Below are 11,756 nucleotides of genomic sequence, written 5' to 3'. Positions count from 1 at the left end.
CCCCGTCGGCGGCGCACTCCAGGACCTCGGCCTCCCGCGCGGTCAGCGGGGAGTCCCCGGCGGCGATGGCGTCGGCCGCCAACTCCGGGTCCACGTAACGGTTTCCGGCGTGGACGGTACGGATGAGCTCCGCGAGCCGCTGGGCGCTGACCGTCTTCGGGACGAAGCCGCGGACACCCGCCGCGAGCGCCCTCTTCAGGTGTCCGGGCCGGCCGTGACCGGTCACGATCATGGTGCGGCAGGCGGGGAGTTCCTCCCGGATCGATGTGGCAACCGTCACACCGTCCGCCCCGGGCATCTGCAGATCGAGAACGGCGACGTCGGGCCGGTGCGCCCGGGCCATGGCCAGAGCCTCGGGCCCGGTCGCGGCCTCGGCGACGACGACGAGATCGTCCTCGAGGCCGAGCAGGGCGGCGAGCGCGCCCCGGATGAGGTGCTCGTCATCGGCGAGCAGCACGCGCACGGGGTCGGTCACGGGACAACCTCCTCTTTCCGGACGGGTTCACGCGCGGGGCCGCCGAGGTCGTCCCCGGCGGGGCGGCCGGGCACCGGATCCTGGGCGAGGTCCCGCGCGGGGCCGCGACCGGCCGGGCTCGTCGCGCGGTCTGCGGCGGGGCCGCCGGCCACCGGGCCGTCCGCGGCGGGAAGGTCCCCGTCCCCGGCGGCGCCCGTTCCCCGCCGCGTACGCGCGGGGGTACGGCGAGCGGCGCGGGGCAGCGGCACCCGGGCGGTCACGCGGAAGGAGTGGGGAGCGGCGGGACCGGCCGCCAGGGTCCCGTCCACCGCCCCGAGGCGTTCCCGCAGCCCGGCCAGACCGGAGCCCGGCCCCCGGGACCCCGCGGGGGTCCCGGACGCACCGGCGCCCTGAGCCGTGGCCCCCGCGCCGTCGTTCTCGACCGTCAGCAGCACCGCGCCCGGCTCCGCGCGGAGCACGATCGCGCAGCGGCGCGCGTCCCCGTGCCGCAGGACGTTCGTCGTGCTCTCCCGGACGACCCACCCCAGCGCCGACTGGACCTCGTCCGGCAGGTCCAGCGGCGGGGCGTCCACCGCGCAGTCGATGCCGGCGGCGCCCAGGACGCCCCGGGCACCCTCCAGTTCGACCCGCAGGTCGGCCTCGCGGTAGCCGCGGACGACCTCGCGGACCTCGCGCTGCGACTCGTGCGCGATCCGCTGCACCTCCACCATCTGGTCCACGGCCTCGGGGCGCCCGCGCCGGGCGAGCTGGACGGCGAGTTCGCTCTTGAGGGCGATGACCGACAGGTTGCGGCCCATGACGTCGTGCAGGTCCCGGCCGAAGCGCAGCCGCTCCTCGGCGACGGCGAGCCGGGCCTTGAGGTCCCTGGAGCGTTCCAGCTCCTGCACGACCCCGAGCAGCCAGGAGGAGAAGCCGCAGGCCATGGCCACGAAGCAGCCGCCGATGAGAACGCCGAGGGTGGAACCGGCGGCCTCCGGAAGGCCGTTGCCGGCGGCGGCCACCGGGCCGCCGGTGACGAGCGCCGCCACCAGCACGGCGCCCGTGATGTGCCGTACCCGGTCCACGCACAGCACGACGGCGCCGACGGTGAAGACGGCGGCGCCGGTCAGGACGCTCACGTTGACCGCCCCGTCGGGCATCGCGCCGGCCGCCCACAGGATGTTGAGGAGGACCCCGGCGCCCGCCGTGAGGGAGGCCACCACCAGGGCGAGCCGGACCGGCCGCTCCCGCTTGCCCGTGGTGTGGTCGAGGGCGCGGGAGGACAGCACCGCGCAGAGCACGGCGTGGAGACAGACCGCCAGGGAGAGGGCGAGGGCCCCGGTCGTCCCGAGCGGGCTGCGCGCGTCACGGCCCAGCGGGATGCCGCCGAGCGAGACGACCTCCAGCGGCGCGAAGACGTGGAAGGTCCACCGGGTGTACAGCTCGACCTTGGCCGCGCTGCTGCGCCGGGACCACCACCCCGTCAGTCCGGACATGCCTCCCGGCCCCCCTTCCCCGCGTCACCGGCCCTCACCGACTCCTTCAGCGCCGCGGCTCCCAGCGGAACCACTGCCGGACCGCCCAGCCGGTGAGGACGCCCCAGGCCACTGTATTGAGGGCGGCGGTCAGGAGGCTCCCCGCGTGCGCCGTCCCGAGCCATCCGGCGCGGACGAACTCCATGACGCCGCTGAGGGGCAGCAGCCCGCACAGGTCGGCGGCGAGCGGCGGCAGCGCGTCGCGTGGGACGAAGAGGCCCGAGCCGAAGGCGGAGACCAGGAACAGCGGCAGGGTGGTCAGCCCGGCGCTCTCGACGGTGCGGGTGACGGCCGTGGTGACGGCGGCGAGCCCGGCCATGAGCGCGATCGCGGCGAGAAGGCCGAGGACCAGCAGATCCGGGCGGGCGGGCGCGGCCACGTCCAGGACGGCGAACCCGGCGACGGTGAGGACCGCGCACTGCACGAGGGCGATGGCGGCGGAGGGCAGGGCGGCCCCGGCGAGGATCTCGGCGTCGCTCGCCTCACCCGTGCGCAGCCGCTTGAGGACCAGCTCCTCCCGGCGGGCGACCAGGCTGGAGACGAGTCCCATGTAGACGACGAGCAGCACGATCATGCCGGTGCCGCCGATGAGGGTGGCCGCCCCGGTGCCCATCGGCAGGGTCTCCGTGTCGAGGCCGCCGAGCGAGGAGCGCAGCAGGAACACCATGAGCAGCGGCATGAGCACCGCGATGAAGAGGTTGTTCCGGTTGCGCCCGAGGAGGGTCAGTTCGGCGCGGCCGAGGGCGGCGAGCCGGGTGCGGGTCGTGGAGGCCCCTCCGGCGGGCGCCGGGGCCGCGACCGCCGCGGACGGTGACGCGGAGGGCGGGGTGGTGCTCATCGGGCGTCGGCCTCCTGCCGTTCGGTGCGGGACGCGATGTCGAGGAAGGCCTCTTCGAGGGAGGCGGACCGGGCGTCGAGCCCGTCGAGCCGTACGCCCTCCTCCCGGGCCCAGCCGAGGAGTTCGGTCAGGTCGTCCTGGAGGGCGTGGGTACGGATCTCCACGCGGCCGGCGGTCTCGGCGGCCCGCAGCCGGAGCGGGAGCCGGCCGGCGGGGACGCCGTCGGGGAGCGTGAAGCGGATCCGGGCCGGCTGGGCGGCGGTGACCTCGGCCGGGGTGCCGGAGAGGACGATCCGGCCCTGGTGCATGATCGCGAGCCGGTCGGCGAGCGTCTCGGCCTCCTCCAGGTAGTGGGTGGTGAGGAGGACGGTCGTGCCCTCCGCGCGCAGGGCGCGGACGAGTTCCCAGGTGTCGCGGCGGCCCTCGGCGTCGAGGCCGGTGGTGGGCTCGTCGAGGAAGAGGACCTCGGGGCGGCCGAGGAGGGCGAGCGCCAGGTCGAGCCGGCGCCGCTCACCGCCGGAGAGCTGCTTGACCCGTACGCGCTCCCGTCCGGCGAGCCCGGTGGCGGCGAGGACCTCCCCGGCGGGGCGGGCGCCGCTGGTGCAGCCGGCCCACATCCGTACGGTCTCGGCCACGGTCAGGTCGGAGGGGAAACCCCCCTCCTGGAGCATGACGCCGATGCGGGGGCGGACGGCGGACCGCTCGCGGTACGGGTCGTGGCCGAGGACCCGGGCCGTGCCGCCGCTCGGTGCGGCGAGGCCTTCCAGGAGTTCGACGGTGGAGGTCTTTCCGGCTCCGTTGGTGCCGAGGAGCGCGAAGATCTCGCCGCGCGGGACGCTGAAGGAGATCCCGCGCACCGCGTCGTAGCCGCCCCCGGACCGCCGGGAGGTACGGGTCGCGGAACGCGCCCCGGGGCCGCCGGACGCGCCGCCGGCGTAGGTGCGGCGCAGCTCGGTCGCCTCGATCGCAGGTGTCATGGATCCAGGCTGGCGCCGGGCGGGGCATGGGGGCAGTGCGCGCTGTCATCACCCCCGCTGACAAATGTCATGGGGCGGCAGACGCGCCGGGGAAGGGAACGACGAAGGCCCCGGTTCCTGAGAACCGGGGCCTTCGCTCCCTGAGCGGACGACGAGATTCGAACTCGCGACCCTCACCTTGGCAAGGTGATGCTCTACCAACTGAGCCACGTCCGCATTGCTCCCGACCGGCTTTCACCGGGCGGTGCGGGCACCACTCTACCTCATCCACCGGAGTGGTCGGTCGAGCGATGCAGAGCGGGTGACAGGGATCGCACACTGCGCCTTCCCCCTGGAAGGGGGATGTTCTACTACTGAACTACACCCGCACGCTGCGTGGGGTTCGGCCTTTTCGGCCTCGCCCCTCGGCGTGCTTCAGACTCTAGCGGATCATGGGGGGTGCAATGCAAATCGGCTCCGGGGCGGAGGCCGGAGCCGCCCCTGAGGCCCCCCGGGGCCGCCCGCCGTCCGCACCCGCCCGGCGCCGGGCCGTCCGCCGTCCGCCCTGCCCGGCGCCACCCCGGAGGCCGGCCGGGCACGCGCCGCCCGGCACCGCTCAGCCCGCCGCGCGGAACGCCTCGTACACGGCCTTGGGGATGCGACCCCGGGCGGGAACGTCCATCTTGTGGGCCTGGGCCCAGGCGCGGACCGCCGCCGGGTCGGGGGCGAGGGCGGTGTGCGTGTACGTCCCGGCCCCGCCGGCCGCGCCGCCGCCCGCCGCCGCCTTGCCGGTCAGCTTCCGGCCGGCCGCGAGGTAGGGCGCGAGGGCCTTGCGGAGTTTCTTTGCATTGGCAGCATTCAGGTCGATCTCGTACATCTTCCCGTCGAGGCCGAAGGCGACCGTTTCCGCTGCTTCTCCGCCGTCGATGTCATCGGAGAGGGTGACCACCACACGCTGCGCCACGGATATCGGTCCTTTCCTGTGGCCCGCCGCGTATCAGGGGCGTTCGATTCCGCTCTGACGTGCGGCGATGCCGGGCATATGGCTGCCCAGGGACAATGTTTCTTTCCTCTGGAATCCTTTGTACAGCGACGGGCGTCGCATTGTGAAGCCCTGCCAATTGTCTCAGCGTGTCCCGGGGCATTGGGGGGTGCGATATTTCACTCGCATTTCATGTGCGGCGGGGTGTGCGGGGCATTGGGGTGGATCATCCTCCGGCCGGGCGTCCGCGGGAGGCCATTTGTAGGATCCTTCAGATCTCTACCCGCGTAGAATTTGGAGGCAGGTACGCTGAGGGAACCGCCCACGCAACACACCACCGGGAGTGCCAGTGGCACGCGTCGTAGTCGACGTCATGCTCAAGCCGGAGATCCTCGACCCGCAGGGACAGGCGGTGCAGCGTGCACTGCCCCGCCTCGGGTTCGCCGGAATCGCCGACGTCCGTCAGGGGAAGCGCTTCGAGCTGGAGGTGGAGGGACCGGTCGACGACGCCGCCCTCGCCCGCATCCATGAGATGGCCGAAACCTTCCTTGCCAACACCGTGATCGAAGACTTCGTCGTGAAGGTGGAGTCGTGACCGCACGCATCGGCGTCGTCACGTTCCCCGGAACGCTCGACGACCAGGACGCGCTGCGCGCCGCCCGCCTCGCGGGCGCCGAGCCCGTCTCGCTCTGGCACCGCGACAAGGACCTGAAGCAGGTCGACGCCGTGGTCCTGGCCGGTGGTTTCTCCTACGGCGACTACCTGCGGGCCGGAGCCATCTCCCGCTTCTCGCCGGTGATGGAGACGATCATCGAGCAGGCGAAGGCGGGCATGCCCGTCCTCGGCATCTGCAACGGCTTCCAGATCCTCACCGAGGCCCACCTGCTGCCGGGTGCCATGCTGCGCAACAACCACCTCCACTTCATCTGCCGTGACCAGAAGCTGCGGGTGGAGAACGCGGAGACCGCCTGGACCTCGGACTACACCGAGGGCCAGGAGATCGAGGTCCCGCTCAAGAACATGGACGGCCGGTACGTCGCCGACGAGCACACGCTCGACGAGCTGGAGGCCGAGGGGCGAGTGGCCTTCCGCTACCTCGACGTGAACCCCAACGGCTCCCTGCGCGACATCGCGGGCATCACCAACGCCGCGGGCAACGTCGTCGGCCTCATGCCGCACCCCGAGCACGCCGTGGAGCCGCTGATCGGCACCGGCAGGACCGACGGGCTCGGTTTCTTCACCTCGATCCTCAAGAAGCTGGTCAACGCATGACTCTCGACACCGTCACGCACGCGACCGAGACGCCTGACGTCGAGCAGCCCTGGAGGGAACTCGGCCTCAAGCAGGACGAGTACGCGCGCATCCGCGAGATCCTGGGCCGCCGTCCCACCGGCGCCGAGCTCGCCATGTACTCCGTCATGTGGTCCGAGCACTGCTCGTACAAGAGCAGCAAGGTCCACCTGAAGCAGTTCGGCGAGAAGGCCCCCGAGAACGACGCCATGCTCGTCGGCATCGGCGAGAACGCCGGCGTCGTCGACGTCGGCCAGGGCTACGCGGTCACCTTCAAGGTCGAGTCGCACAACCACCCGTCGTACATCGAGCCCTACCAGGGCGCGGCCACCGGCGTCGGCGGCATCGTCCGCGACATCCTCGCCATGGGCGCCCGCCCGGTCGCCGTGGTCGACCCGCTGCGCTTCGGCGCCGCCGACCACCCCGACACCAAGCGCGTCCTGCCCGGCGTCGTCGCCGGCATCGGCGGCTACGGCAACTGCCTGGGCCTGCCGAACATCGGCGGCGAGGTCGTCTTCGACTCCTGCTACCAGGGCAACCCGCTGGTCAACGCCGGCTGCATCGGCGTCATGAAGCACGAGGACATCCACCTCGCCAAGGCCTCCGGCCCCGGCAACAAGGTCATCCTCTACGGCGCCCGCACCGGCGGCGACGGCATCGGCGGCGTCTCGGTCCTCGCGTCCGAGACCTTCGACGACACCAAGCCCACCAAGCGCCCCGCCGTCCAGGTCGGCGACCCCTTCCAGGAGAAGCTCCTCATCGAGTGCACCCTGGAGATCTTCAAGGAGAAGCTGGTCGCCGGCATCCAGGACCTCGGCGGCGCCGGCCTGTCCTGCGCCACCTCCGAGCTGGCCTCCGCCGGTTCCGGCGGCATGCGGGTCGACCTCGACAAGGTCCACCTGCGCGACGCGACGCTCTCGCCCGAGGAGATCCTCATGAGCGAGTCGCAGGAGCGCATGTGCGCGATCGTCGAGCCGCAGCACGTCGACCGCTTCCTGGAGATCTGCGAGAAGTGGGACGTCATCGCCGTCGTCATCGGTGAGGTGACCGACGGCGAGCGCCTGGAGATCTTCTGGCACGGCGAGCAGATCGTCGACGTCCCGCCGCGCACGGTCGCGCACGAGGGCCCGGTCTACCACCGGCCGTACGCGCGCCCGGAGTGGCAGGACGCCCTCCAGGCCGACGACGCCGGCAAGCTGCCCCGCCCGCGGAACGGCGAGGAGCTCAAGGACCAGGTTCTCAAGGTCGTCTCCTCCCCGAACCAGGCCTCCAAGGCGTGGATCACCGACCAGTACGACCGCTTCGTGCAGGGCAACACCGTCCTCGCGCAGCCCGAGGACGCGGGCATGATCCGGATCGACGAGGAGTCGAACCTGGGCGTGGCCATGGCGACCGACGGCAACGGCCGGTACGCGAAGCTCGACCCGTACACGGGCGCGCAGCTCGCGCTGGCGGAGGCGTACCGCAACGTCGCCGCCTCCGGTGCCAAGCCGCTGGCGATCTCGGACTGCCTGAACTTCGGTTCGCCCGAGGACCCGGCCGTCATGTGGCAGTTCGCCGAGGCCACCCGTGGTCTCGCGGACGGCTGCCTGGCGCTCGGCACCCCGGTCACCGGCGGCAACGTGTCGCTGTACAACCAGACCGGTGACGTGGCCATCCACCCGACGCCCGTCGTGGCCGTCCTCGGTGTGATCGACGACGTCAACCGCCGCACCCCGATCGCCTTCGCGGAAGAGGGCCAGCTCCTCTACCTGCTGGGCGACACCAAGGAGGAGTTCGGCGGCTCGGCCTGGTCCGAGGCGATCCACCAGCACCTCGGCGGTCTGCCGCCGGCCGTGGACCTCGACCGGGAGAAGCTGCTCGGCGAGATCCTGATCTCGGCCTCCCGCGACGGCATGATCGACGCGGCCCACGACCTGTCCGACGGCGGTCTGGTCCAGGCGGTCGTCGAGTCCTGCCTGCGCGGCGGCAACGGCGCGCGGCTGGTCGTCCCCGAGGGCCTGGACGCCTTCACCTTCCTCTTCTCCGAGTCGGCGGGCCGCGCGGTCGTCGCCGTCCCGCGCAGCGAGGAGCTCCGCTTCACCGACATGTGCGGTGCGCGGGGTCTGCCGGCGACCCGGATCGGCGTCGTCGACGGTGACACGATCGAGGTCCAGGGCGAGTTCAGCCTCTCGCTGGAGGAGCTGCGCACGGCCCACGAGGCCACGATCCCGGCGCTGCTGGCCTGACCTCTCGTCCGGGAGAGCCCTCGTCCGGACCCGCACGGTCCGGGCGGGGGCTCGTCCGCGTCCCGCGCGCGGCCCGCGCCCGGCTCAGCCGTCGAGCGAGTAGAAGGCGTCGAGTTCCTCGATGTCCGCCACGCACTCGTCGATGTCGGAGACCTTGCCGCCGATGATCGTGAAGACGAGGGCGCCCGGCATCTCGATGCCCCGGTCGCCGTGTTCGGCGAACAGCTGGTGCGTCGCCACGGCGTGGCCGCGCCCGTCGACGAGGACGGAGCCGAGTTCGACGCGCAGCGTGCCGCCGGTGTACTCGCCGAGGGCCCGGTACATGCCGAGGACGTTGTCCCGGCCCTTGAAGTGGCCGCCGAAGCGGGTGGTGCCGGGCACGTGGTGGGTGCAGTCACCCGTCATCAGGGAGCCCAGCGTGTCCATGTCTCCCGAGGTGAACGCTTCGTAGCCGCGGCGCACCAGGGCCGCGTCGGGGTGCTCGTGGTGGGTCATGTCCCGTCGCCTGCTTTCACTGCCTGTCGCGAGGGTGTGCCTCCCTCCTCCAGTCTCGGCGCTAGCCTCTGCCCATGCCACCCGCCAGGAAGCGCCCCCGCCGTTATGACTCCGCCAGGACCCGTGCCGCCGTGCGCGCCCAGTTCGGGCACGTGCGCGAGGCCGTGGAGGCGCTCACACCCGAGCAGCTCGACGGCCCCACGCGGCTGGGGGAGTGGACCGTACGGGACCTCGCGGCGCACCTGGCGTGGATGGTCGGCTCCGTGGCGGAGCTGCTCGGCCGGCCCGCCCCGGCCGCGGCGGAACTGGCGCTGACCGACTGGCCCCTCGCGACCGCGGCGGCGGCGGAGCGGATCGACGGGCACACCCGGGGAATCGACGCCTCCGACCTGCCCGCGCTGTACGAGCGGACGGCGCGGGCGTACGAGGAGGCGGTGGCCGCCGCCGACGACGCCCGGTTGCTCCCGGTCGGCCTCGGTGCCATGACCCTGGCCGACTTCCTGGTGACCCGGACCGTCGAACTGGTCGTCCACACCGACGACCTCGTGGCGGCGACCGGTGCCACCGTCCCGTACGACCGGCAGGCCCTCGCCGCCTGCACGCGGCTGCTGGCCGACGCGCTCGCGGTGAAGGCGCCGGGCGGGGCAGTGGAGGTGCGGATTCCGCCGTTCGCGGTGGTGCAGTGCGGGGAGGGGCCCCGGCACACCCGGGGCACTCCGCCGAACGTGGTCGAGACGGACCCGCTGACCTGGATCCGGCTGGCGACCGGCCGTACCGGGTGGGCGGCGGAGCGGGAGGCGGCCCGGGTGAGCGCGAGCGGTGAACGGGCCGATCTCGCCGCGCTGCTGCCCCTGATGGGCTGACCGGCGGAAACGGCCGGAGCGGAACCGGCCGGGGGCGGCGCCCGTCCCACCGGCATGCAGAAGCCGCGCACTCTCGCAGCCGCCGCCCTGGTCCTCCTCCTCGCCGCCTGCGGCACGGAAGGAGGGGACGGGGGCCCCGGAGCGGGCACGGTCGCCCCGGACCTGCCCGTCACCGGCACCCACTGGACGATCGAGTCGGTCACGGTCGACGGAACCAGGTCCGCGGCCCCGGACGGGGCCTCGCTCGACTTCGCCCAGAAGGGCCGGGCGAAGGGGAACTCCGGCTGCAACCACTTCGGGGCCGCCGTCGCCGTGAACGGCGACACCCTCACCGTCTCCTCGCACGAGGTCACCGCGATGGGCTGCCCGGCCGACCGGGAACGTTTTGAATCCGCCCTGCTCAAGGCCTTCTCCGGGAAGCTGAACGGCCGGCTGGACGGGGACGCCCTCACCCTCACCTCCGCCGACGGACGCGGCGGTGTGGAGCTGTCCCGTGAGCCGTCCGCGCCGCTGCGCGGCACCACCTGGAGGATCGACGGGCTGGTCTCCGGCGGGACCACCGCCTCCCTGCCCGCCGGCAGCGGGGGCAAGGCTCGGATGGTGATCGGCACGGACGGCCGGGTCACCGGCAACCTCGGCTGCAACAACTTCTCCGCCACCGCCCGCGCCGACGGGCGGACCCTGACGGTCGAGGGCCCGGCGGCCACCACCCGCATGATCTGCACGAGTCCGCAGATGAGCCTGGAGACGAAGCTGTACGAGTTCCTCGACGGGCCGCTCACCTACCGGCTGGACCACCGCTCGCTGACCCTCACGGACGCCTCGGGGGAGGGGTTCACGGCGCGGGCCGAGACCCCCGGACGCGCGTAGCGCGGGCCGGTGACGGGCCGCTGGATTGCGAACTCCGTCACATCGACAGCCGGGTTACGGGCCGGTACGGGGCCCGTGCCGGGAGGGCGCGGGCGGCGGGAACCCTTCCGCCGCCTGCCTTGTAGGGCCCTCCAAGGTGCCGACGATCAATTGGTGTGATCGTACGAGTGGGGCGGGTCCGCGATTTCGCCAATTCGGACCAGTGGTCGAGCCCGTCTACACTCGGAAACGTGCCACGTGGTGACGGTCGACTCAATCACGACCTGCTCCCCGGCGAGAAAGGCCCCCAGGACGCGTGTGGCGTCTTCGGTGTCTGGGCTCCGGGTGAAGAGGTCGCAAAGCTCACGTACTTCGGGCTCTACGCCCTCCAGCATCGGGGCCAGGAATCCGCGGGAATCGCGGTCAGCAACGGCTCCCAGATCCTCGTCTTCAAGGACATGGGGCTCGTTTCCCAGGTCTTCGACGAGACCTCTCTCGGTTCCCTCCAAGGTCACATCGCGGTCGGACACGCCCGCTACTCGACCACCGGGGCGTCCGTGTGGGAGAACGCGCAGCCGACGTTCCGGGCGACCGCCCGCGGCTCGATCGCGCTCGGCCACAACGGCAACCTGGTGAACACGGCGCAGCTCGCCGAGATGGTCGCCGACCTGCCCAAGAGGGAAGGGCGCGCGACCCAGGTCGCCGCCACCAACGACACGGACCTGGTCACCGCGCTCCTCGCGGGCCAGGTGGACGAGGACGGCGAGCCGCTCACCATCGAGCAGGCCGCCGCGAAGGTCCTCCCCGAGGTCCGGGGCGCCTTCTCCCTCGTCTTCATGGACGAGCACACGCTCTACGCGGCCCGTGACCCGCAGGGCATCCGCCCGCTGGTCCTCGGCCGGCTGGAGCGCGGCTGGGTGGTGGCCTCCGAGTCCGCCGCCCTCGACATCTGCGGCGCCAGCTTCGTCCGCGAGGTCGAGCCCGGCGAGCTGATCGCCATCGACGAGAACGGCATCCGTACCTCGCGATTCGCGGAAGCGAAGCCCAAGGGCTGTGTCTTCGAGTACGTCTACCTGGCCCGTCCCGACACGGACATCGCCGGCCGGAACGTGTACCTCTCCCGCGTGGAGATGGGCCGTCGCCTCGCCAAGGAGGCGCCGGTCGAGGCCGACCTGGTGATAGCGACGCCGGAGTCCGGCACCCCGGCCGCGATCGGTTACGCCGAGGCCTCCGGCATCCCCTTCGGCGCCGGCCTGGTGAAGAACG

General features: G+C 72.6%; 12 protein-coding genes and 2 tRNA genes. 6 read left to right on the top strand and 8 right to left on the bottom strand.

The window, feature by feature from the left end:
- The 7 genes from RIF68_RS12680 to RIF68_RS12650 all read right to left on the bottom strand — a co-directional run.
- On the bottom strand, positions 1–475 hold a 475-nt coding region (locus RIF68_RS12680), incomplete at its 3' end, for a response regulator transcription factor (protein WP_309051307.1).
- Entirely contained in the window at positions 472–1,950 is a 1,479-nt protein-coding gene (locus tag RIF68_RS12675; RefSeq protein ID WP_309051306.1) for a histidine kinase, read from the bottom strand. The genes RIF68_RS12675 and RIF68_RS12680, both read right to left, overlap by 4 nt.
- A gap of 46 nt (positions 1,951–1,996) precedes the next feature.
- Positions 1,997–2,827 carry an ABC transporter permease gene (locus RIF68_RS12670; RefSeq protein WP_309051305.1) on the bottom strand — a complete coding sequence of 277 codons (831 nt, stop codon included), beginning with the start codon at positions 2,825–2,827 and terminating at the stop codon, positions 1,997–1,999.
- Complete coding sequence (locus RIF68_RS12665; RefSeq protein ID WP_309051304.1) at positions 2,824–3,804, bottom strand: ABC transporter ATP-binding protein; 981 nt, start codon at positions 3,802–3,804, stop codon at positions 2,824–2,826. Before RIF68_RS12665 ends, RIF68_RS12670 begins: the two co-directional genes overlap by 4 nt.
- 143 nt (positions 3,805–3,947) lie before the next feature.
- Positions 3,948–4,020: transfer RNA gene (locus RIF68_RS12660), tRNA-Gly, on the bottom strand.
- An 80-nt stretch (positions 4,021–4,100) separates the two neighbouring features.
- Positions 4,101–4,172: transfer RNA gene (locus RIF68_RS12655), tRNA-Gly, on the bottom strand.
- Between the two features lie 227 nt (positions 4,173–4,399).
- Positions 4,400–4,747, bottom strand: coding sequence for an Lsr2 family protein (locus RIF68_RS12650; protein WP_309051303.1), 348 nt, complete (start codon positions 4,745–4,747; stop codon positions 4,400–4,402).
- 367 nt (positions 4,748–5,114) lie between these two features.
- On the opposite strand from RIF68_RS12650, the gene purS reads away from it, so the two are divergent.
- Genes purS through purL form a run of 3 tightly spaced genes read left to right on the top strand, consistent with a single transcriptional unit; the run spans position 5,115 to position 8,283 of the window.
- Positions 5,115–5,360 carry a phosphoribosylformylglycinamidine synthase subunit PurS gene (purS, locus tag RIF68_RS12645; protein ID WP_015035032.1) on the top strand — a complete coding sequence of 82 codons (246 nt, stop codon included), beginning with the start codon at positions 5,115–5,117 and terminating at the stop codon, positions 5,358–5,360.
- On the top strand, positions 5,357–6,037 hold the full coding sequence (purQ, locus tag RIF68_RS12640) for a phosphoribosylformylglycinamidine synthase subunit PurQ (RefSeq protein WP_309051302.1): 681 nt from the start codon (positions 5,357–5,359) through the stop codon (positions 6,035–6,037). Before purS ends, purQ begins: the two co-directional genes overlap by 4 nt.
- Positions 6,034–8,283: a phosphoribosylformylglycinamidine synthase subunit PurL gene (purL, locus tag RIF68_RS12635; protein ID WP_309051301.1), complete on the top strand. Its 2,250-nt coding sequence runs from the start codon at positions 6,034–6,036 to the stop codon at positions 8,281–8,283. Before purQ ends, purL begins: the two co-directional genes overlap by 4 nt.
- Positions 8,284–8,367: 84 nt before the next feature.
- Here purL and RIF68_RS12630 read toward each other — a convergent pair whose 3' ends face one another.
- Complete coding sequence (locus tag RIF68_RS12630) at positions 8,368–8,778, bottom strand: nuclear transport factor 2 family protein (RefSeq protein ID WP_309051300.1); 411 nt, start codon at positions 8,776–8,778, stop codon at positions 8,368–8,370.
- A gap of 74 nt (positions 8,779–8,852) precedes the next feature.
- On the opposite strand from RIF68_RS12630, the gene RIF68_RS12625 reads away from it, so the two are divergent.
- The 3 genes from RIF68_RS12625 to RIF68_RS12615 all read left to right on the top strand — a co-directional run.
- Positions 8,853–9,641, top strand: a complete 789-nt coding sequence (locus RIF68_RS12625) for a sterol carrier family protein (RefSeq protein ID WP_309051299.1) — start codon at positions 8,853–8,855, stop codon at positions 9,639–9,641.
- A 54-nt stretch (positions 9,642–9,695) separates the two neighbouring features.
- Positions 9,696–10,511 carry an META domain-containing protein gene (locus tag RIF68_RS12620; protein WP_309051298.1) on the top strand — a complete coding sequence of 272 codons (816 nt, stop codon included), beginning with the start codon at positions 9,696–9,698 and terminating at the stop codon, positions 10,509–10,511.
- 230 nt (positions 10,512–10,741) lie between these two features.
- Positions 10,742–11,756, top strand: a 1,015-nt coding sequence (locus tag RIF68_RS12615) for an amidophosphoribosyltransferase (protein ID WP_309051297.1), incomplete at its 3' end; no start/stop codon positions are given.

This window comes from Streptomyces sp., assembly GCF_031178505.1.
Classification (GTDB): Bacteria; Actinomycetota; Actinomycetes; order Streptomycetales; family Streptomycetaceae; genus Streptomyces; species Streptomyces gulbargensis.
The sequence above is the reverse complement of the archived record's forward strand: the minus strand, read 5'-3'. Positions and strand labels throughout refer to the sequence as shown.